Source organism: Streptomyces sp. NPDC030245 (assembly GCF_055572995.1).
The window spans coordinates 98,947-120,361 of record NZ_JBVICF010000016.1; the positions used below are offsets into that span (position 1 = coordinate 98,947).

Below are 21,415 nucleotides of genomic sequence, written 5' to 3' on the forward strand. Positions count from 1 at the left end.
CCGCCGCGTGGAGCCGACACCTTGTCGATCACCACACATCAATGCCGATCACCGTCGATCGCCGCCGATCACCCGGCGCGCATCACCAGGCGTACGTCACGCGGGCTCCAGCCAGGCCGCCAGATCGCCCGCGGTGATCCGCTCCAGGGGCGCGGCGTCGACCGGCCCGGGGTACAGGCGGTACGCCGTGCCGGATGCGGCGTCCTGCGCGCCGGGCAGGTCGCCGTGCAGCAGCGCGAGCAGGGCGGCACGGCCCGTCAACTCCGGTTCCGCGCACAGGGAGTCGGGCTCCCAGCCGTCCCGTATGCGCAGCGCGAAGTCGGCGCGCGGCTCGTCCGCGGCGCGGCGGTAGCCCCACAGGACGTGGCCGCGGCCGCGCACGTACACGTCGCCGTCGGTGCGGGCCGCCGCCGTCCAGCAGGCGAGGTCCCACAGGGTGGCCCGGCCGCGCGGCTGGAAGGTGTCGAGCAGGTCGTTGCCCATGCGGCCGATCTGCTTGCGGTAGCGCCACACGTCGTGGCCGGTGCCCGTGGTGGCGAGGGTGACATCCGCCCACCAGGCGCGCCGCGTCCGCAGGTCGACGATCATCGGCACGCGGAGCTTCGCGTCGCCCCCGAGGTCGAAGCGCTGCCGCACGGTCCGCGGGTCGTAGACGGCGCGCTCCTTGCCCTCGACCGCCATGAACCCGGCGAACGCGTCGGGCAGTTCGTCGAAGGGGACGTCGTTGTACGCCATGACCGCGGGCACGACGAACCGCACCCCGGTGCTCGCGAGCCGCGGCAGGTCGAGGTCCAGGTACTCGGTGGCGCCGTGCGGCGCGGGCGCGGAGGTCAGGTCGCCGGAGTGCCGGGCGGCGCCGCCCGCGTGCTCCAGCTGCGTGTAGTCGCAGAGGCCGACGAAGCGCCACAGGTCGTCGTAGAGCGCGACGGACAGGTCGAGGTCGACGCGCGTGCCCTTGGGCTGGGTCCAGTGCAGGAAGAGCCGCACGGTCTCGCTGTCCGCGGGCATGGGCAGGGAGCTGCCGCGCGGCACGGCGACGAGCGAGGCGGCGGACGCGCGCTCGGCGAACGGCACGGGCAGGTCGGCGAGCGTGGCGTCGAGGACGGCCACGTCGTACCGCTCGCCCTCGCGCGCGGCGAGGCGCCGGACGGCCTCCGCCTCGATGAGCTCGCCGGCGCGGCCCGCGACGCGGGAGGGCAGCGGCGGCCGGTGGTCCTCGACCGCGTACGCCTTGGTGACGCGGCCGCGCGGGAAGAAGACGCGGCGGTGCCCCGGCACGGCACGGATCTTCATGCGGCCGTACGCGCCGAGCAGTGGCCCGGGGGCGGAGCGCGGCAGGGCGTCGGCGAGCGCGTCTCCGACGGTGTCGGGGAGCGTCACCGAGCCGGAGCGGGCGAGGAGCAGGTCGAGGCGGCGCAGGAGCTCACCGGGGCGCTCGCGCAGGAGTCGCACCGCCGCTTCGACGTCCCAGTGCGCGAGGGCCTCTTCGACGCGCGCCTGCCAGGTGACGACGCGCAGCCGGTCGCCGGTGAGGCGGACGGTGTCGTGCCGGGCGGCCTCGGCGAGCAGTACCTCGCCGAGCGCGCCGTCGCGCACGCGGGTTCCGCGCAGGGCGGCGAAGGCGAGCGCCACGCGCGCGTGCCGGTGGGCCCGCTCGAAGGGGTGCAGTATCTCGCCGACCCGCTGCCATGCGCGCGGGTGGCGGGCCATGTCCTCGGCGAGGCGCCGGAAGTCGAAGCCGTCGAGGAGGGCGAGGAGTTCGCGGCGTACGGGCCGGGGAAGGCCGCGCAGGCGCGGGAGTTCGAGCAGGCCGGGGTCGCCCCCGGAGCGTACGGCGAGCAGGCGCAGCACGTCGGTGGCCGTGTCCGCGTACCGCGCGATCAGGGGGCGCGCTGCGGGGAGGTCGAGCAGCGGCGCGAGGGCGAGGGCCTTGCTCTCGCGCAGCGGTATGGCGGCCGGGAGCCACTCCGCCGCGGCTGCCGGGTCCAGGTGGCCGAGGAGCAGGACGAGGTCGTCGTGGTCCTGCGGGTTCAGGGGCGTGCGGCGGGCGAGCAGCGCGGCGAGCTCGGCGGCGGCGTCGCCGGGGGCGCCGAGGCGCAGGGCGCGCAGCACGGGGCCGCCGTCACCGCCGCGGCCCGCGCCGGTGTCGAGCCAGGGGTCGGTGGGGCCCTCGGTCTCGTAGCGCCGCTCGCAGATCGGGCAGGTGTACCACTCGCAGCACTGGTCGCAGCAGTACCAGACGTCCCGCTTCGCGCCGAGGCAGGCGTCGCACAGCAGGTGGGCACAGGGGTCGAGCGCGCGCACGCGCGCCTTGGTGCCCGCGCAGTTCATGCAGGGCTGGTGCGGCTGGGCCGCGAGGTACTGAGCGACGACGGTGGTGTAGCGGTCGTACGCGGGCCGGTACGCGGTCTCTGCGGGGAAGCGGGCGAAGAGCGGGGCGTGGCGCCGGTCGGAGCCCATCAGCGCGTCGACGTCGGCGAGCAGCTTGCGCCCGGTCGCGGCGAGGTCGTCCACGGAGAGCGCGGTCAGGGCGCGGCGCAGCGGGGCGGTCAGCAGGTGTCCGCGGTCGGCGAGTTCGGCTTCGAGGACGACGACCCCGGCGTCGGTCGCGGCGGACCGCCCGGCGCCTTCGGGGACGTACACGCTCTGCCGGCGCCGCAGCAGCAGCCCCGCGACATCGTCGGTCGTCGTCTTCAGCATCAGGTCGCACCCCCGTCGTACACGAACGCGGGGGCGGGGAGTGGGTGCGCTACGGATCTTTTGCAGAGAAGAAAAAAGAAGGAAGCACACCACGGAGCCGCCCCCGCGTACGCAACGGTACGCGGGGGCGGAATGCGAGTCACACGATTATCGCCGGGCCAGAACCCGGCACACGGACTAGCCCTCGATGGACGTCATCACGTGCTTGATGCGCGTGTAGTCGTCGAATCCGTACGCCGACAGGTCCTTGCCGTACCCGGACTTCTTGAACCCACCATGCGGCATCTCCGCGACGAGCGGAATGTGCGTGTTGATCCAGACGCAGCCGAAGTCGAGGACCTTGGACATGCGCATCGCGCGCGCGTGGTCCTTGGTCCACACCGAGGACGCGAGCGCGTACTCCACGCCGTTCGCGTACTCGACGGCCTGCGCCTCGTCCGTGAAGGACTGGACGGTGATGACGGGGCCGAAGACCTCGTTCTGGATGATCTCGTCGTCCTGCTTGAGGCCGGAGACGACGGTCGGCGCGAAGAAGTAGCCCTTCTCGCCGACCCGCTGGCCACCGGCCTCCACGCGCGCGTGCGCGGGCAGCCGGTCGATGAAGCCGGAGACCTGCTTCAGCTGGTTGGCGTTGTTCAGCGGGCCGTAGAGCACGTCCTCGTCGTCCGGCTGGCCGGTCTTCGTGTCGGCGGCGGCCTTGGCGAGCGCCGTGACGAACTCGTCGTGGATGGACTCGTGGACGAGCACGCGCGTGGCAGCCGTACAGTCCTGGCCCGCGTTGAAGAAGCCCGCCATCGAGATGTCCTCGACGGCCTTGGCGATGTCGGTGTCCTCGAAGACCACGACCGGCGCCTTGCCGCCGAGCTCCAGGTGGACGCGCTTGAGGTCCTTGGACGCGGACTCGGCGACCTGCATGCCGGCGCGCACGGAGCCGGTGATGGAGGCCATCGCCGGAATCTTGTGCTCGACCATCAGGCGACCGGTGTCGCGGTCGCCCGTCACGACGTTGAAGACGCCGGGCGGCACGATGGAGCCGATGATCTCGGCCATCAGGACGGTCGACGCGGGGGTGGTGTCGGACGGCTTCAGGACGACCGTGTTGCCGGCCGCGAGCGCCGGGGCGAACTTCCACACGCCCATCATCATCGGGTAGTTCCACGGCGCGACCTGCGCGCAGACACCGATCGGCTCGCGGCGGACGATGGAGGTCAGGCCCTCCATGTACTCGCCCGCGGCGCGCCCCTCCAGCATCCGGGCCGCGCCCGCGAAGAAGCGGATCTGGTCGACCATGGGCGGGATCTCCTCGGACCGGGTGAGTCCGATCGGCTTGCCCGTGTTCTCGACCTCGGCGGCGATGAGTTCCTCGGCCCGCTCCTCGAACGCGTCGGCGATCTTGAGCAGGACCCTCTGGCGCTCGGCGGGCGTCTGGTCCCGCCAGGCGGGGAACGCGTCGGCGGCGGCCTTCATGGCGGCGTCCACGTCGGCCTGGCCGGACAGCGGCGCGGTCGCGTACGCCTCGCCGGTCGCCGGATTGATGACCTCGGTGGTCCGTCCGTCGGCCGCGTCCCGGAATTCTCCGTTGATGTAGTTGCGCAGACGGCGCAGCTCGGTGGTCACTTCCGCGGCCCTCCAAGTCAGATGTCCAGTGGATGAGACACCCACCCTAGTCGCTGTACCGACGCTTTCAACATACCCAGCGGCCCAGAACTGCGGAATCCGTGAGGATCAGACTCGCAGACAACGAATTTCATCGATCTGGCCTTGCGGAAGTGACGAGACGTCGTGCACAGTGAGGTCGTGGCAAGTCGCAGCGCAGACCCCAGCAGCCCTCGCGGCTCACGCACCGGCAATCCGGGCGGGAGCGGCAGTGGGAACGGCACCCCGCCCGTGGACGCCGTCTCTCTGGCGATCATCGAACAGCTCCAGGAGGACGGACGCCGTCCGTACGCCGCCATCGGCAAGGCCGTGGGCCTCTCCGAGGCGGCCGTGCGCCAGCGCGTCCAGAAGCTGCTCGACCAGGGCGTGATGCAGATCGTCGCCGTCACGGACCCGCTCACCGTGGGCTTCCGCAGGCAGGCGATGGTCGGCATCGACGTCGAGGGCGATGTCGACCCGGTCGCGGACGCCGTGGCCGCCATGCCGGAGGCGGAGTACGTGGTGATGACCGCGGGCTCGCACGACCTCCTCGTGGAGATCGTCTGCGAAGACGACGACCACCTGCTCGAAGTCATCAACAAGCGCATCCGCGCCCTCCCCGGCGTGCGCTCCACCGAGAGCTTCGTCTACCTCAAGCTCAAGAAGCAGACCTATATGTGGGGAACCCGATAGCCGTGAGCAAGGACCTCAGCCAGACCGCCTACGACCACCTGTGGATGCACTTCACCCGCATGTCGTCGTACGAGAACGCGCCCGTCCCCACCATCGTGCGTGGCGAGGGCACCTACATCTACGACGACAAGGGCAAGAAGTACCTGGACGGCCTCTCCGGCCTCTTCGTCGTCAACGCGGGCCACGGCCGTCACGAGCTCGCCGAGACCGCCTACAAGCAGGCCCAGGAGCTGGCCTTCTTCCCGGTGTGGAGCTACGCCCACCCGAAGGCCGTCGAGCTCGCCGAGCGCCTCGCGCACTACGCGCCGGGCGACCTCAACAAGGTCTTCTTCACCACCGGCGGCGGCGAGGCCGTCGAGACCGCGTGGAAGCTGGCGAAGCAGTACCACAAGCTCACCGGCAACCACACGAAGTACAAGGTCATATCCCGCGCGGTCGCCTACCACGGCACCCCGCAGGGCGCCCTGTCCATCACCGGTCTGCCGGCCCTGAAGGCCCCCTTCGAGCCGCTGGTCCCCGGCGCGCACAAGGTGCCCAACACCAACATCTACCGTGCCCCGATCCACGGCGACGACCCCGAGGCCTTCGGCCGCTGGGCCGCCGACCAGATCGAGCAGGAGATCCTCTTCGAGGGCCCGGAGACGGTCGCGGCCGTCTTCCTGGAGCCGGTGCAGAACGCGGGCGGCTGCTTCCCGCCCCCGCCCGGCTACTTCCAGCGCGTGCGCGAGATCTGCGACAAGTACGACGTGCTCCTCGTCTCCGACGAGGTCATCTGCGCCTTCGGCCGCCTCGGCACGATGTTCGCCTGCGACAAGTTCGGCTACGTACCGGACATGATCACCTGCGCCAAGGGCATGACCTCGGGCTACTCCCCGATCGGCGCCTGCATCATCTCGGACAAGCTCGCCGAGCCGTTCTACAAGGGCGACAACACCTTCCTGCACGGCTACACCTTCGGCGGCCACCCCGTCTCCGCCGCGGTCGGCCTCGCCAACCTCGACATCTTCGAGAAGGAGGGTCTCAACCAGCACGTCCTCGACAACGAGGACGCGTTCTACCAGACCCTCCGCAAGCTCCTCGACCTGCCGATCGTCGGCGACGTCCGCGGCAACGGCTTCTTCTACGGCATCGAGCTGGTGAAGGACAAGGACACCAAGGAGTCGTTCAACGACGAGGAGACCGAGCGCGTCCTGTACGGCTTCCTCTCCAAGGCGCTCTACGACAACGGCCTGTACTGCCGTGCCGACGACCGCGGCGACCCGGTCGTCCAGCTCGCCCCGCCGCTGATCTCCACCCAGGAGACCTTCGACGAGATCGAGGGCATCCTGCGCCAGGTCCTCACGGAGGCGTGGACGAAGCTCTGATCATACGTTCGACCCGTCGTATGATCGAGTGATCAACACCGGCCCCGGGGGCGCCCGTTCGAGTGAGAACGGGCGCCCCCGGGCCGCGTCCTTTCCGGGCAAGTCCACCGGAATCCCTAGCGTGCCCTGTGACCGATCGGCCCCGCCTTCGTTCCCCCGTACGGGGGAGGCAAACTGATCTGAACCGAGGTGTACGCCATGGTGGCCCCGCCGGACAACGACGTGCTGTGGGCACGCGCACTGCACGTCACACACAACGGCTCCCCCGCCCTCACCGGCGTCTCGCTCGGTGTCCGCGAGGGTGAGATCCTCGCCGTCAACGGCCCGCGCGGCTGCGGCAAGACGACGCTCCTTCAGTGTCTGTCCGGGCAGCTGCTCCCGCAGCAGGGTGAAGTGTGGTTCAACAGCACCCCCGTCCACACGATGCGCACACTCGCGCGTGAACGGCTGCGCCGCGACCGCTTCGGCTGGATCGACCCCGCGCCGCGCCTCGTCCCCGAACTCACCGCCTGGGAGAACGTCGCCCTGCCGCTGATGCTGCGCGGCACCTCCCGCCGGACCGCCAAGTCCACCGCCCACGAGTGGCTGGACCGCCTCGACATCGGCGCGTGCGCCCGCAAGCGCCCGCACGCCCTGCTCCAGGCCGAGCGCCAGCGCGTCGCCATCGCCCGCGCCCTGGTCACCACGCCGGCCGTGCTCTTCGCCGACGAACCGACCGCTCCCCTGCACCGCGCCGACCGCGCGCACGCGCTGCGCACCCTGACGACGGCGGCCCGCTCGCACGGCATCACCGTCGTCCTCGCCACCCACGACGCGGAGGTCGCCGCCCTCGCCGACCGGACCGTCGAGCTGCTCGACGGCCGGCGCGTGCACACGGTCCATCTGCCGGCCACGGCCACGGCCACGGATCGGGCGGCCGCGGGCACGGTCCCGGGTTCGCCCGAGACCGAAGCCGAGCCCGAGACCGAGCCTGAGACGGAGAAGAAGACGGAGAAGGAGAAGGAGACGGAGATCGGGGCCGAGGCCGAGGCGCCCGTCGAGGCGCCCGTCGAGGCGCCGGTCGAGGTGAGCACGGCGCGCGCAGTGGAGGCGCCGAGCACGGCGAGTACCCCAAGTACCCCAAGTACCGCGAGCACCCCAAGTACCGCGAGCACCCCAAGTACCGTGAGCGCCCCGAGCACCGACAGCACCACGAGCGTCCTCGGTGCCACCGGCGCGGTCAGCGCCCCCTCCGTCGTCGACGCGGAAGGCCGGGCCGCGTGCTCGCTCTCCGTCTAGCCCGCAGCGCCCACCCGCTCGTCCAGCTGCGGCGCCTCCTCGTCGCCGCCGCGTCCGCCGGCACCGGCTTCCTGCTGCTGTGCACCCTGGCGTACGCGCTGGAGCACCCCGGCGCCGAAGCCGTGCTGCGCCTCGTGTGGTGCGTCGCCCCGATCACCGCCACCGTGTACTTCGCCGTCGCCGTGGCCCGCACCGACCCCGGCACCCGGCCGCGCAGCGGACTCTCCGCGGTGGGCCTCGGCCCCACCCGGCTGATGCTGCTCGCCACCATCTCCACGGCCGTGGCCTGCATGCTCGGCTCCACGGTGGCGCTGCTCTTCTTCCTGCACCTGCGCGGCGACGTCTCGGGGCTCCCCTTCGACGGGGCCGCGGCCGAACTGCTCGCCGCCGAGCAGCCCCTGCCGCTCGCCGGGGCGCTCACCCTGCTCGCCGTGGTCCCGATCACCGCGTCGGCCGCGAGCGCCCTCGCGCTGCGGCCGCGCCCCGTGAAGGCCACCGGGAAGGAGCCCGGCTCCGACCCCGCGGGCGACACCGACCCGGACGCCCCGGCCCCGCCGCCGAGCGGCCTCCCCTGGGGCGTCGCGCTCCTCGCGGCGGGCCTCGCCGTGGAGACGTACGCGAGCGGCTCCGGCGGCGGGCCGGGCTCCGGCATCCCCATGCCGGGCGTCGGCGCCGACGGCAGCCCCGTGGGCGTCCTCGTGGGCTGGGCGCTGACCGCGCTCGGCCTCATGCTCGCCGGTCCGGGCATCACCCACCTCTGCGGGCGGCTCCTTCAGTCGGCGCGGCCCGGCGCGATGCGTCTGCTCGCCGGGCGGGTCCTCCAGGAGGAGGCGCGGCGCGTGGGACGGCCGCTCGGTGTGCTGTGCGCGGTGGCCTCCGCCGCGTACGCCTCGATCGTGCTGTACGCGGGGCCGCGCCCCGAGGTCGGCCCGCTCACCGCGCTCGGCGGGCTGCTCGTCGCCGGATGCGCCGTGCTGACGCTGGCCACGGCCGCCGTCGAGGCCAGGCAGGCCCGCTCGGAGACCACGGCCGCCCTGCTGCGGCTCGGGGCCCCCGCGACGGTGCTGCGCGGTTCCGCGGCGCTCCGCGCGGGCGCGCTGTTCGCGGTCTTCGCCCCGCTGACCTGGCTCGTCGCCGAGCTGGCGGCGCTGCCGCTGGCGCGCTGAGGGCCCCTTCGCGGGGCTCAAGAAGCGGTTTTCCTCGCGGCGTTCGAAAACGCGTGGGAAAAAAGTTCACGACGGACGATGAGTTCTGTGTGGGGCCGACGTCTAACCTCCCGTAAGGCACACGCACCCACTGGGGAGAGACACTCATGTACCAGCAGATGATCTTCGTGAACCTGGCCGTGTCCGACGTCGCCGCGACGAAGAAGTTCTTCACCGAGCTCGGCTTCACGCTCAACGCGCAGTTCTCGACCGACGACTGCGCGTCCGTGGTCATCAGCGACACCATCGTCGCGATGATGCTGAGCAAGGAGCACTACGCGAACTTCACGGAGAAGGAGATCGCGGACTCCAGGAAGACCAGCGAGGCGCTGATCTGTCTGAGCGCCGAGAGCCGCGAGAAGGTCGACGAGCTCGTCGACAAGGCGATCGCCGCCGGCGCCACCGCCGGCAAGGTCCAGGACTACGGCACGATGTACGGCCGCGGCTTCGACGACCTGGACGGCCACAGCTGGGAGATCATGTGGATGGACCCCTCCGAGGTCCAGGGCTGAACCGGCCCCCGGCGGGTGCCCTGCCTAGCATGGGCGGATGCAGCCGACTCCCGAACGCGCGTCCGCCCGGCAACTCCCCGGCGAGGGCCATGAGATCGACCGTGGGACCGATCGTGAGATCGAGACCCTCACCGAGTTCGACGCGGCCCTCGACCGCGGGACCCTCGCGGGCCGCCGCGTCCAGGCCATAGACCTGACGGAGCGCACCCCCGCGCTCCTCGCCGCCGACGTGGCGGGCACCGTCTTCCTCGGCTGCCCGATGCGGGAGGACGCGGCGGCGAAGGTGCGGGCCGGTGGCGCGCTGGTCTTCCCGCCGGTCCCCGGCCTGCCGTTCAATCCGTACCGCGGGCTGCTGTACACCCCCGAGGACCTGTTCCAGGGCCTCGCCGACGGTGGGTACGAGGCCACGCCGGACGCCCACGCGTACGCCTGGTTCCAGGAGACCAAGGCCGACGGCGACGTCCTCTCGTCGATGCTGCGCGCCATCCACGACGACTCCATCTCCGACGCCCTCGACGAACACCTCGCCGGGGCGCGCGTGGTGGGCGTCATGGGCGGCCACGCGATGGCCCGCGGCACGGAGTCCTACGCGGGCGCGGCGCGGCTCGGCCGCGCGCTGGCCCGCGCGGGCTTCACGGTCGCGACGGGCGGCGGCCCCGGCGCGATGGAGGCGGCCAATCTCGGCGCCTACGCCGCCCCCTACGACGACGAAATGCTCGCCGAGTCCCTCGAACTCCTCGCCAAGGCCCCCTCCTTCGCGCCCTCGGTCACCGAATGGGCGCGGGCGGCCTTCGCGGTCCGTGAGCGCTGGCCGGACGGCGGCGCCTCGGTGGGCATCCCGACCTGGTTCTACGGCCACGAGCCGCCGAACGCGTTCGCCTCGCAACTGGCCAAGTACTTCGCCAACGCCACCCGCGAGGACGGCCTGCTCGCCCGGTCGAACGCGGGCGTCGTCTTCCTCCCGGGCGCCGCGGGCACGGTCCAGGAGGTCTTCGACAACGCCACCCCCAACTACTACGAGTCGCGCGGCGAACCCACCCCCATGGTCCTCGTCGACCGCGCCCACTGGACCGAGCACCTCCCGGTGTGGCCCCTCCTCCAGTCCCTGGCGCACGGCAGGCCGATGGAGTCGCGGATCGCCCTGGTGGACCGGGTGGACGAGGCCCCGGCCGCACTGCGGAGCCTGGGAGCGCCGGTCACGTAGGCCGCACGGCCATGCCCGCCGCGGCCACCCTCGCTCGCGTCACCCGAACGACGCCCGCTCCAGCCAGAACTCCAGCAGCGCCCGCTCGCCCAGGACCTCCACGCGCCCGCTGTCCAGGGACCGTCGGCGGTAGAAGGCGAGCAGCACCTCCGTGAGCGGGCCGCGCAGCGCGACCGTCGTCTTCGCGTGACCGCGCCGCCAGGTGAAGCCCTCGTCGCCGAAGTCGATGAGCCACTCGGCGTCGAGGCCGTCCGGGGCGTCGGTCGCGTGCAGGTGGATGCTGCGCCCCGCGCCCTTGAGCTCCGCCGCGCCGTCCTGCGGATCCATGCGCTGCGCGAGCGCGACGAGGTCCAGCCACTCGTCGATCGCGTCGGCGGCGACGTCCGGCTCGACCTCGTACGCGACACCGGCGGCGATGGCCGCGTCCGCGCGGTGGATCACCAGCTCGTGCGTCATGCGCCGGGCCCAGAACCCGGCGCGGTGGTCGCCGGACCACGACCACACCGCGGCGTCGGCGCCCGCGGCGCGGAAGGTGTGCGCGCCGAGCTCGGCGGTGCGGGCCAGCCAGCCGTCGAGGGCGGCCGGGTCGTCACCCGCGGGGCCGCCCAGCTCCGGTATCTCCTCCTCCGGAATGTCCTTCTCGGCCCGCGTCGCGACCAGGCGCTCGCTCCAGCGCACGGCGCCGCCCGTGTGCCGCACGAGCTCGGCCAGTGTCCAGTCGGGGCAGGTCGGCACGGTGACCGACAGGTCCGCGCCGGTGAGTGTGGTTCTCAAGAGGTCGAGCTGCCGGGCGACTTCGTCGCAGTACCGCTCATGGCCGAGTGTCGTCATGGCCGAACAGTAGATCGACAGCGCGGGGTCGGCATCTGCATTTCACCCCCGGGCTGCCGGCCTCCAGCCCTCCGACCTCTCAGCCGAGCACCACCACGTCCTCCGCGTCGAACGCCACCCCCACGGTCTCCCCCACCTCCGGCGCCCGGCGCAGCGCGCACGCCGCCTCCAGGCGCGGCCCCTCCTTCGGCTGGAGGTGCACGGCGACGTGGGTGCCGCGGAAGGTGCGCGCCGTCACCGCGCACGGCAGCCCTTCGGCGGCGGGGACGAGCCGCACTCCGGCGGGCCGCACCAGCACCTTCCGCTGCCCGGCCGGGGCGCCCTCGGGGACGGGGATCTTGCCCCACACCGTGTCGGCGGCCCCGCCCGCCACCGCCCCACGGACGATGTTGTCGAAGCCGAGGAAGCGCGCCACGAACTCGTCCGCCGGGTGCCGCCACACCTCAAGGGGCGTGCCGGACTGGGCGATCCGCCCCTCCCGCATGACGACGACGCGGTCGGCGAGCGCGAAGGCCTCTCCCTGGTCGTGCGTGACGGCGAGCACCGTCGTGCCCAACTCGTCGAAGAGCTCCCGCAGTTCGACGACGAGGCGCTCCCGCAGCGAGCGGTCGAGCTGCCCGAGCGGCTCGTCCAGCATGAGCAGGCTCGGGCGGGGCGCCAGCGCACGCGCCAGCGCGACCCGCTGCTGCTCGCCGCCGGAGAGCGCGGCCACCGCGCGCCGCTGCGCCTTCGGCAGGCCCACGAGCTCCAGCAACTCGGCGACCCGGTCGGCCTGTTCACCGCGCGAGGCGCCGTGCATACGGAGGCCGAAGGCCACGTTGCCCGCCACGTCGCGCTGCGGGAAGAGCTGGTGGTCCTGGAACATCAGGCCGACGCCCCGCTTGTGCGCGGGCACCCCGCGCTGGTCGCGCCCGCCGAGGAGCACCTGCCCCGCGTCGAGCCCCTGTAGCCCGGCCACCGCCCGCAGCAGCGTCGACTTGCCGCTGCCGCTCGGTCCGAGCACACAGACGATCTCGTGCTCGCCGACGTCGAGGTCGACGGCGTCGAGCACCGCCCGCGCCCCGAAGCGGACCGTCACGTCCCGCAGACTCAGCAAGGGGTTCGTCGGGCTCGGCGAGGGGTTCGTCATCAGAACTCCCCCGTGGTCCGCTCGGTCCGGATGCGTTCCAGAAGCAGCAGGGACACCGCGCACACCACCATGAGGATCGTCGAGAGGGCCATCGCCTGCCCGTAGTTGAGGTCACCGGCCCGGCCGAGCAGCCGCGCGACGGCGACCGGCAGCGTCGGGTTGTCGGGCCGCGCGATGAAGACGGTCGCCCCGAACTCGCCGAGCGACACGGCGAAGGCGAACCCCGCGGCGATGAGCAGCGCCCGCCGCACCATCGGCAGGTCCACCTCCCGCCAGGCCCGCAGCGGCGACGCCCCGAGCACGGCCGCCGCCTCGCGGAGCCGTCCGTCCACCGCGCGCAGGACGGGCAGCATCGTACGTACGACGAAGGGCACGCCGACCAGCGCCTGGGCGAGCGGCACCAGGAACCAGGACGACCGCAGGTCGAGCGGCGGCTCGTCGAGGGTGATCAGGAAGCCGAAGCCGACGGTCACCGCCGAGACGCCGAGCGGCAGCATGAGCAGCGCGTCGAAGCCGCGGACGAGACGGCCCGCACGGCGGGTGAGCGCGGCGGCGGCGAGACCGCCGATGACGACGGCGATGGCCGTGGCCACGACCGCGTACCGCAGCGAGTTCCAGACCGCCTCGATCGGCGGCACGAGGAAGGCGCCGCCGTCGGCTGAGGTCAGCTCCCGGTAGTACGCGAAGCCGTAACCGCCGGGGCCGTCGAACGACCGCTGGATCAGCACCCCGAGCGGCAGCAGTATCAGCAGGGCCACGGTCGCCATGACGAGGCCGAGCAGCGTCCACTGGCCGGCCCCGCGCGGCCGCCGCGCCACGCTCGCCGCGTCGACGAGCTTCAGCGCGCTCTCGCGCCGCCGCACCGCCCACGCGTGGACGGCGAGGATCAGCCCGACCGCGGCGAACTGCACGAGGGTGAGGACCGCGGCCGTCGGCAGGTCGAGCAGTTGCGCGGTCTGCCGGTAGACCTCCACTTCGAGGGTGGAGTACGCGGGTCCGCCGAGGATCTGCACGATCCCGAAGGAGGTGAAGGTGAAGAGGAAGACCATGAGCGCGGCGGCGGCCACCGCCGGGCCGAGCGCCGGCAGCGTCACGGTCCGCCAGGCCGTCCAGCGGGAGGCGCCGAGCATCCGCGCGGCCTCCTCCTGCCGCGGGTCGAGCTGCGACCAGAGGCCGCCGACGGTCCGTACGACGACCGCGTAGTTGAAGAAGACGTGCGCGAGCAGGATCGCCCACACGGTGGTGTCGAGGCGTACGCCCCACAGCTCGTCGAAGAGCCCGCCCCGGCCGATGAGCGCAAGGAAGGCCGTCCCGACGACGACGGTGGGCAGCACGAACGGCACGGTGACGACGGCCCGCAGCAGCCCCTTGCCGGGGAAGTCGAAGCGCGCGAAGACGTACGCGGCGGGGAGCGCGATCAGCAGCGTGAGCGCGGTCGACGCGAGCGCCTGCCAGGTGGTGAACCACAGCACGTGCCGGATGTCGGACTGCCCGAGCACGTCCGTGATCCGCCCGAACTGCCAGGCGCCGTCGACGTGCAGCCCGCGCGCGACGATCGCCGAGACCGGGTAGGCGAAGAAGAGCGCGAAGAACGCGACGGGCAGGGCCATCAGACCGATCCGCGCCGCGCTCCCGCGACCGGCCCCCGCGCGGGAGCGGGACTCGGCGCCGTCGGCTACTTCCGTACGAGCGAGGTCCACGACTTGATCCACGGCTCGCGGTTGTCGGCGATCTTCTTCGGGTCCATGGTCTGCGGCGCGTCGACCGTCACACCGTGCTCGGTGAACAGCTTCGGCAGCTCGACACCCTCGCGCACCGGGTTCACGAACATGGTGAGCGGCATGTCCTCCTGGAACTCCTTGCCCGCGAGGAAGTCGAGGAGCGCCTTGCCGCCCTTCGTGTTCTTCGCGTTGCTCAGCAGGCCCGCGTACTCGACCTGGCGGAAGCAGGTGCCGGTCGCGACGCCGGTCGGCGCCTGCTTCGGCCGCGGCTCGCCGTAGAGCACCTCGACGGGCGGCGAGGAGGCGTAGGAGACGACGAGCGGCCGGTCGCCCTTGGCCTTCTTGCCGCCGGCGGACCCGGAGAACTCCTCGTTGTAGGCCTGCTCCCAGCCGTCGACGACCTTCACGCCGTTGGCCTGAAGCTTCTTCCAGTAGCCCTCCCAGCCCTTGTCGCCGTACTTGGCGGCGGTGCCGAGCAGGAAGCCGAGGCCGGGGGACGAGGTGGCGGCGTTCTCGGTGACGAGCAGGTTCTTGTATGCGGGCTTGACCAGATCCTCGAAGGACTTAGGCGGCGCCAGCTTCTTGTCGGCGAAGTACTTCTTGTCGTAGTTCACGCAGATGTCGCCGCTGTCGACGGGCGTCACCCGGTGCTTGTCCCCGTCGGCCCGGAACTCCGGCTTGATCTTCTCCGCGCCCTTGGCCTCGTACGACTGGAAGATCCCGTTGTCGAGCGCCCGCGACAGGAGCGTGTTGTCGACGCCGAAGAAGACGTCGCCCTGCGGGTTGTCCTTGGAGAGGATCGCCTTGTTCACGGCGGCGCCCGCGTCACCGTCCTTGAGGACCTTGACCCGGTAGCCGGACCGCTTCTCGAAGTCCTTCAGTACGTCCTTGGAGACATTGAAGGAGTCGTGGCTGACGAGCGTCACGCTCTTCGAGTCGGACCCTCCCGAACCACTGTCGGAGCCGCACGCGGTGACCGCGACGAGCCCGACGCCCACCGCCACGGCGGTGAGCGAAACCTTCTTGGTGGTGCCCCTGGTGCTCACTGGTTTTCCTCCTGGGTGACCAGGAAGAGACGCGGCCCCGCCCGCGGGCCGGTGGCACGCGGGCAGGGCGCTACAGCTTGAGTGATGCCCGAACTTCCTACCCAGAATGACCTGGGCGAGGTTCAGAGGGTCTGCGGCCCACCTGTCCAAGGTGCCGCACTCTCAGCGCTGTGGCGCTCCCCTGTCGGAATATGCAGATGTCTGCACCCCCTCCTACGAGGGAGTACGTCCGTCAGACTACCTCTCGGCCGCGGCGAGCTGGCCGCACGCTCCGTCGATCTCCTGACCCCGGGTGTCCCGAATCGTGACCGGCACACCATGGGCGGCGATGGCCTCCACGAACGCCTTCTCGTCCTCGGGCCGCGAGGCCGTCCACTTGGAGCCCGGCGTCGGGTTCAGCGGAATCAGGTTCACGTGCACCGGCTTGCCCTTGAGCAGGCGGCCGAGCCGGTCACCACGCCATGCCTGGTCGTTGATGTCCCGGATCAGCGCGTACTCGATGGAGAGGCGGCGCCCGGACTTCGCGGCGTACTCCCAACCGGCGTCGAGCACCTCACGCACCTTCCAGCGCGTGTTGACCGGCACGAGGGTGTCGCGCAGCTCGTCGTCCGGCGCGTGCAGCGAGATCGCGAGACGGCACTTGAAGCCCTCGTCCGAGAACCGGTGGATGGCGGGCACGAGGCCCACCGTCGACACCGTGATCCCGCGCTGCGAGAGCCCGAGGCCGTCCGGCTCGGGGTCGGTGAGGCGGCGGATGGCGCCGGTCACGCGCTTGTAGTTGGCGAGCGGCTCGCCCATGCCCATGAAGACGATGTTCGAAAGGCGGGCGGGCCCGCCCGGGATCTCACCATCTCGAAGAGCGCGCATGCCGTCGACGATCTGATGCACGATCTCGCCCGTCGACAGGTTCCGGTCGAGGCCGGCCTGTCCGGTGGCGCAGAACGGGCAGTTCATGCCGCACCCGGCCTGCGAACTGATGCACATGGTGACCCGGTCCGGGTACCGCATCAGGACCGACTCGACGAGCGTCCCGTCGAAGAGCCGCCACAGCGTCTTGCGGGTCATGTCGTCGTCACAGCTGATGTGCCGCACCACGGACATCAGGTCGGGCAGCAGCGCCTCGCGGAGCTTGTCACGCGCACCGGCGGGGATGTCGGTCCACTCGGCCGGGTCGTGCGCGTACCGCGCGAAGTAGTGCTGGGACAGCTGCTTGGCACGGAACGGCTTCTCGCCGATGGCGGCGACGGCTTCCTTGCGCTCGGCGGGCGTGAGGTCGGCGAGATGCCGCGGGGGCTTCTTGGCACCGCGGGGCGCGACAAAGGTGAGTTCTCCGGGTACAGGCATGGTCCTTCCAGTGTCGCAGACATACGACAAGGGGCTCGCCGCCCTGTGGACAACGAACCCCTCACGCGCATCTACGCAGGTCAGCCCAGGTGTCACCCGGAGCCGACGAAGACCACGAGCAGCAGCCAGACCACCGGCGCCGTCGGCAACAGCGAATCCAAGCGGTCCATGATGCCGCCGTGCCCCGGCAGCAGCGTGCCCATGTCCTTGATGCCGAGGTCCCGCTTGATCATCGACTCGCCGAGGTCGCCGAGCGTGGCGCTCGCCGCGACCGCGAGGCCGATCAGGAGCCCCTGCCACCAGCTCCCGCCGTCGATCAGGAACTCCATACACAGCGCGCCCGCGGCCATCGCGAAGGTGACCGCGCCGACCAGGCCCTCGCGGGTCTTGCCGGGGCTGATGCGCGGCGCCAGCTTGCGCTTGCCGAACCGCCAGCCGATCGCGTACGCACCGGTGTCGCTGACCACCGTCAGGAGCAGGAAGGTGAGCACCCGCCGCGGACCGTCGTCCGCGGCCAGCATCAGCGCCACGAACGTGGCGAGGAAGGGCACGTAGAAGGCGGCGAAGACGCCCGCCGTGACGTCCTTCAGATAGCCGTCGGGCGGCTCGGTCATCCGCCAGACCAGCACGGCGAGCGCGGTGAGCGCCATCGCGACCCACGCGCCCTCCGGCCCGCGCACGTACCCGGCGACGACCATCGCCGCGCCGCCCACCGCGAGCGGTACGAGCGGCGCCTTGATGCCCTTGCGCTCCGCCAGGCGGGAGGTCAGCTCCCACAGGCCCACCACGACGGCGACCGCTATGACGCCGACGAAGACGGCCTTCACGATGAACAGCGACGCGACGATCACCGCGCCGAGGCCCACGCCCACCCCTATGGCCGCCCCGAGATCCCGGCCCGCGCTCTTCTTCTGCGGTGGCGCCGGGGCGGGCTGCGGCTGTGGTGCGCTGGGCATGGGCTCCTGCGGAGGCTCGTCACGGAACAGGGGGCCGCCCATCCGAGTGGCCCCCCGGTCGTCGTCCTGGTCTCCGCCGTTCACGGGTACGTCGGGCACGATGGGCATGGGCTGCGTCTCAGATGGAAACAGCGCGTCCTGCGCATCGTACGCGGGACCTGGCGGGGTCGCCCCCTGACCAGGCCCCTGGTCGGGCGGCCCCCAATACCCGGCTCTGGGCGGCGCCTCCCAGGAAGAGTCGTTCACGGATCGGTTTCCTGATTCCTCGGACTCGAGCCTCGGCTCAGACTTCGAGCAGCTCGGCTTCCTTGTGCTTGAGCAGCTCGTCCACCTGGGTGGCGTACTTCGACGTGAGGTCGTCGAGGTCCTTCTCGGCACGACGGCCCTCGTCCTCACCGATGTCGCCGTCCTTGATCGCCTTGTCGAAGGCCTCCTTGGCCTTGCGGCGGATCGACCGGATCGAGATCTTGGAGTCCTCGGCCTTGGTCTTGGCGACCTTGATGAACTCCTTGCGGCGGTCCTGGGTGAGCTCCGGGAAGGTCACCCGAATGATGTTGCCGTCGTTGCTCGGGTTGACGCCGAGGTCCGAGTCCCGGATCGCCTGCTCGATGTTGCGCAGCGCGCTCTTGTCGAACGGGGTCACCACGGCCATCCGCGGCTCGGGCACCGAGAACGAGGCCAGCTGGTTGATCGGCGTCAGCGCGCCGTAGTAGTCAGCCACGATCTTGTTGAACATCGCCGGGTGCGCACGGCCGGTGCGGATCGCGGCGAAGTCCTCCTTGGCGACCACGACGGCCTTCTCCATCTTCTCCTCGGCCTCGAGGAGGGTCTCTTCGATCACCACTTGCTCCTGCGTGTCTTTGAGTGGCCCGGCTAGCACGGGGCGGCCGGCTGCGTCGCGTCTCTTTCCTGCACGGTGTCCGACCGGCAGGGCTTTGTCCATCCCTCTCAAGTGACGTCTCGCGCGCGTCCCTTGAGACTGGCCCAGGTCCCTCGGGTCAGGCCCGGTTTCCCTGGTCGCCCACGAGTGTGCCGATCTTCTCACCCTTGACGGCCCGGGCGATATTGCCCTCGGAGAGCAGCTCGAAGACCAGGATGGGCAGCTTGTTGTCCCGGCACAGCGTGATCGCCGTCATGTCGGCGACCTTCAGGTCGGCCGTGATGACCTCGCCGTAGCCGAGGGAGTCGAACTTCACCGCGTCGGGGTTGGTCTTCGGGTCGGAGTCGTAGACCCCGTCCACGCCGTTCTTCCCCATGAGCAGCGCCTCGGCGTCGATCTCCAGGGCACGCTGCGCGGCGGTGGTGTCGGTGGAGAAGTACGGCATGCCCATGCCCGCACCGAAGATGACCACACGGCCCTTCTCCAGGTGCCGCACGGCCCGCAGCGGGATGTACGGCTCCGCGACCTGCCCCATGGTGATGGCGGTCTGGACGCGGCAGTCGATGCCTTCCTTCTCCAGGAAGTCCTGCAACGCGAGACAGTTCATGACGGTACCGAGCATGCCCATGTAGTCGGAGCGGGCCCGGTCCATGCCGCGCTGCTGGAGCTCGGCGCCGCGGAAGAAGTTGCCGCCGCCGATGACGATGGCGATCTGGGCACCGTCACGGACGACGGCCGCGATCTCGCGGGCGATGGCGTGCACCACGTCGGGGTCGACACCGAGGCCGCCCCCACCGGCGAACGCCTCGCCGGAGAGCTTCAGCAGGAAGCGTCCGGCGACTTTGCCGTCGTCACTCTTCGAGTCGGCCTTGGTGGTCATGTGGTTCTCGCTTCTCTTACTAGGCACACATACGAAGAAGGCCACTGCCGGTGGGGTGTCGTTCGCATCCCATGCTCGGCAGTGGCCTCCTCGTCAGATCCTGCGGTCGTACGTCGCGCACGAGGACCGTGCGCGGGCGACCGCTGTCGACCCTAGCGGGGTCTACCGTCGATCGCGGTACGGACTCAGATGCCGACCTTGATGCGCGAGAAGCGCTTCAGGGTGACACCGGCCTCGGCGAGAACCTTCTCGACCGACTTCTTGTTGTCCAGCGCGTACGGCTGGCCGAGGAGGGTGGCCTCCTTGAAGAAGCCGTTGACGCGACCCTCGACGATCTTCGGGAGGGCGGCCTCGGGCTTGCCCTCGGCGCGGGTGGTCTCCTCGGCGACGCGACGCTCGGTCTCGACGACCTCGGCCGGGACGTCCTCACGGGAGAGGTACTTCGGCGCGAAGGCGGCGATGTGCTGGGCGATGCCCTTGGCGACGTCGGCGTCGGCCTTGTCCAGCTCGACGAGGACACCGATCTGCGGGGGCAGGTCGGGCATCGTGCGGTGCATGTACGCGGAGACGTAGGCGCCCGAGAACTGCGCGAAGCGGTCCAGGACGATCTTCTCGCCGAGGTTGGCGTTGGCCTCGTCGACGTACGCCTGGACGGTCTTGCCGGCCTCGATCTCGGAGGCGAGCAGCGCCTCGATGTCGGCCGGGGAGGTCTTGGCGATGTGGGCGGCGAGGTTGTTCGCCACGGCCTGGAACTTGTCACCCTTGGCGACGAAGTCCGTCTCGCACTTCAGCTCGACGATGACACCGGAGGTGTTGTCGTCGGCGATGAGGGAGACCACGGCGCCGTTCTCGGCGGAGCGGCCCTCGCGCTTGGCGACGCCCTTCTGGCCCTTGATGCGGAGCGCCTCGACGGCCTTGTCGACGTCGCCCTCGGCCTCGTCGAGCGCCTTCTTGCAGTCCATCATGCCGGCGCCCGTGAGCTCACGGAGCTTCTTGACGTCGGCGGCGGTGTAGTTCGCCATGATCGAAAATTCTCTCTCGAAGTCTGAAAGATCTACGGAGGTCTACGGGTGAACGGCGGGGGCCGACCGGGCCCCCGCCGTCAACTACCGAACCTGTGAGGTCAGGCCTGCTCGGCGTCCGCGGCCGGGGCGTCCGCGGCGGGAGCCTCGGCGGCCGGGGCGTCGGCGGCGGCCTCAGCCGGCTTCTCCTCGGCCTTGGGGGCCTCGGCGGCCTCCTCGGAGTCAGCCTTCTTCTCGCCCTCGAGCAGGTCGCGCTCCCACTCGGCGAGCGGCTCGCCCTGGGCCTTCTCGCCCGGCTTCGAGTCACCGGCGGCAACGCCGGAGCGGGCGATGAGGCCCTCGGCGACGGCGTCGGCGATCACGCGGGTGAGCAGGGTGACGGAGCGGATCGCGTCGTCGTTGCCCGGGATCTTGTAGTCGACCTCGTCGGGGTCGCAGTTGGTGTCGAGGATGGCGACGACCGGGATGTTGAGCTTCCGGGCCTCGCCGACCGCGATGTGCTCCTTCTTGGTGTCCACGATCCAGACGGCGCTGGGCACCTTCTGCATCTCGCGGATACCACCGAGGGTCTTCTCCAGCTTGGCCTTCTCGCGCGAGAGCACGAGAAGCTCCTTCTTGGTCAGACCGGAGGCGGCGACGTCCTCGAAGTCGATCTGCTCGAGCTCCTTGAGGCGCTGCAGACGCTTGTAGACCGTCGAGAAGTTGGTGAGCATGCCGCCCAGCCAGCGCTGGTTCACGTAGGGCATGCCGACGCGGGTGGCCTGCTCCGCGATGGCCTCCTGCGCCTGCTTCTTCGTGCCGACGAACATGACCGTGCCGCCGTGGGCGACGGTCTCCTTGACGAACTCGTAGGCGCGGTCGATGTACGACAGCGACTGGAGCAGGTCGATGATGTAGATGCCGTTGCGCTCGGTGAAGATGAAGCGCTTCATCTTCGGGTTCCAGCGACGGGTCTGGTGACCGAAGTGGACGCCGCTTTCCAGCAGCTCCCGCATCGTGACGACGGCCATGGCCG

Annotated in this window: 17 protein-coding genes and 1 pseudogene; 6 read left to right on the top strand and 12 right to left on the bottom strand. The window is 71.0% G+C overall.

The window, feature by feature from the left end; all coding sequences use genetic code 11:
- Positions 1–96: 96 nt before the first annotated feature.
- Together ACZ4Z4_RS34485 and ACZ4Z4_RS34490 are read right to left on the bottom strand one after the other, a co-directional pair.
- Positions 97–2,700: an MXAN_6230/SCO0854 family RING domain-containing protein gene (locus ACZ4Z4_RS34485; protein ID WP_468336478.1), complete on the bottom strand. Its 2,604-nt coding sequence runs from the start codon at positions 2,698–2,700 to the stop codon at positions 97–99.
- 177 nt (positions 2,701–2,877) lie between these two features.
- The gene (locus tag ACZ4Z4_RS34490; protein WP_468336481.1) at positions 2,878–4,317 is read right to left on the bottom strand and encodes a gamma-aminobutyraldehyde dehydrogenase; all 1,440 of its coding nucleotides are present in this window, start codon (positions 4,315–4,317) and stop codon (positions 2,878–2,880) included.
- A 165-nt stretch (positions 4,318–4,482) separates the two neighbouring features.
- Between ACZ4Z4_RS34490 and ACZ4Z4_RS34495 the strand changes: the two genes are divergently transcribed.
- The 6 genes and pseudogenes from ACZ4Z4_RS34495 (at position 4,483) to ACZ4Z4_RS34520 (ending at position 10,591) form a co-directional block, all read left to right on the top strand.
- Positions 4,483–5,028 (top strand): Lrp/AsnC family transcriptional regulator, encoded by a 546-nt coding sequence (locus tag ACZ4Z4_RS34495; RefSeq protein WP_398308633.1) that lies wholly within the window; start codon positions 4,483–4,485, stop codon positions 5,026–5,028.
- Positions 5,013–6,392: an aspartate aminotransferase family protein gene (locus tag ACZ4Z4_RS34500; RefSeq protein WP_468336484.1), complete on the top strand. Its 1,380-nt coding sequence runs from the start codon at positions 5,013–5,015 to the stop codon at positions 6,390–6,392. The genes ACZ4Z4_RS34495 and ACZ4Z4_RS34500 overlap by 16 nt, the downstream gene beginning before the upstream one ends.
- Before the next feature lie 198 nt (positions 6,393–6,590).
- A pseudogene (locus ACZ4Z4_RS34505) lies at positions 6,591–7,313 on the top strand (ABC transporter ATP-binding protein); the annotation flags it as partial.
- 338 nt (positions 7,314–7,651) lie between these two features.
- A complete protein-coding gene (locus ACZ4Z4_RS34510; RefSeq protein ID WP_468336487.1) occupies positions 7,652–8,836 on the top strand; it encodes a hypothetical protein in 1,185 nt (394 codons plus the stop codon).
- A 146-nt stretch (positions 8,837–8,982) separates the two neighbouring features.
- Positions 8,983–9,387: a VOC family protein gene (locus ACZ4Z4_RS34515; protein ID WP_468336490.1), complete on the top strand. Its 405-nt coding sequence runs from the start codon at positions 8,983–8,985 to the stop codon at positions 9,385–9,387.
- Between the two features lie 37 nt (positions 9,388–9,424).
- Positions 9,425–10,591 carry an LOG family protein gene (locus tag ACZ4Z4_RS34520; protein ID WP_468336493.1) on the top strand — a complete coding sequence of 389 codons (1,167 nt, stop codon included), beginning with the start codon at positions 9,425–9,427 and terminating at the stop codon, positions 10,589–10,591.
- A 39-nt stretch (positions 10,592–10,630) separates the two neighbouring features.
- Here ACZ4Z4_RS34520 and ACZ4Z4_RS34525 read toward each other — a convergent pair whose 3' ends face one another.
- The 10 genes from ACZ4Z4_RS34525 to rpsB all read right to left on the bottom strand — a co-directional run bounded on the left by ACZ4Z4_RS34525 (position 10,631) and on the right by rpsB (position 21,410).
- Positions 10,631–11,422, bottom strand: a complete 792-nt coding sequence (locus ACZ4Z4_RS34525) for a maleylpyruvate isomerase family mycothiol-dependent enzyme (RefSeq protein ID WP_468336495.1) — start codon at positions 11,420–11,422, stop codon at positions 10,631–10,633.
- Positions 11,423–11,501: 79 nt separating this feature from the next.
- On the bottom strand, positions 11,502–12,551 hold the full coding sequence (locus ACZ4Z4_RS34530; RefSeq protein ID WP_468336497.1) for an ABC transporter ATP-binding protein: 1,050 nt from the start codon (positions 12,549–12,551) through the stop codon (positions 11,502–11,504).
- Entirely contained in the window at positions 12,551–14,251 is a 1,701-nt protein-coding gene (locus ACZ4Z4_RS34535) for an ABC transporter permease (protein WP_468336500.1), read from the bottom strand. The genes ACZ4Z4_RS34530 and ACZ4Z4_RS34535 overlap by 1 nt, the downstream gene beginning before the upstream one ends.
- Positions 14,227–15,318 (bottom strand): thiamine ABC transporter substrate-binding protein, encoded by a 1,092-nt coding sequence (locus ACZ4Z4_RS34540; protein ID WP_468336503.1) that lies wholly within the window; start codon positions 15,316–15,318, stop codon positions 14,227–14,229. The genes ACZ4Z4_RS34535 and ACZ4Z4_RS34540 overlap by 25 nt, the downstream gene beginning before the upstream one ends.
- Positions 15,319–15,555: 237 nt before the next feature.
- The gene (gene rlmN / locus ACZ4Z4_RS34545) at positions 15,556–16,662 is read right to left on the bottom strand and encodes a dual-specificity RNA methyltransferase RlmN (protein ID WP_468336506.1); all 1,107 of its coding nucleotides are present in this window, start codon (positions 16,660–16,662) and stop codon (positions 15,556–15,558) included.
- Positions 16,663–16,754: 92 nt separating this feature from the next.
- On the bottom strand, positions 16,755–17,864 hold the full coding sequence (locus ACZ4Z4_RS34550; RefSeq protein WP_468336509.1) for a phosphatidate cytidylyltransferase: 1,110 nt from the start codon (positions 17,862–17,864) through the stop codon (positions 16,755–16,757).
- A 37-nt stretch (positions 17,865–17,901) separates the two neighbouring features.
- Positions 17,902–18,459: a ribosome recycling factor gene (frr, locus tag ACZ4Z4_RS34555; RefSeq protein ID WP_398308653.1), complete on the bottom strand. Its 558-nt coding sequence runs from the start codon at positions 18,457–18,459 to the stop codon at positions 17,902–17,904.
- A 157-nt stretch (positions 18,460–18,616) separates the two neighbouring features.
- Positions 18,617–19,378, bottom strand: a complete 762-nt coding sequence (gene pyrH / locus ACZ4Z4_RS34560; protein ID WP_362994202.1) for a UMP kinase — start codon at positions 19,376–19,378, stop codon at positions 18,617–18,619.
- Between the two features lie 185 nt (positions 19,379–19,563).
- A complete protein-coding gene (gene tsf, locus ACZ4Z4_RS34565; RefSeq protein WP_150172735.1) occupies positions 19,564–20,400 on the bottom strand; it encodes a translation elongation factor Ts in 837 nt (278 codons plus the stop codon).
- Positions 20,401–20,501: 101 nt separating this feature from the next.
- Positions 20,502–21,410, bottom strand: a complete 909-nt coding sequence (gene rpsB / locus ACZ4Z4_RS34570) for a 30S ribosomal protein S2 (RefSeq protein ID WP_468336512.1) — start codon at positions 21,408–21,410, stop codon at positions 20,502–20,504.
- Between the last annotated feature and the right edge of the window lie 5 nt (positions 21,411–21,415).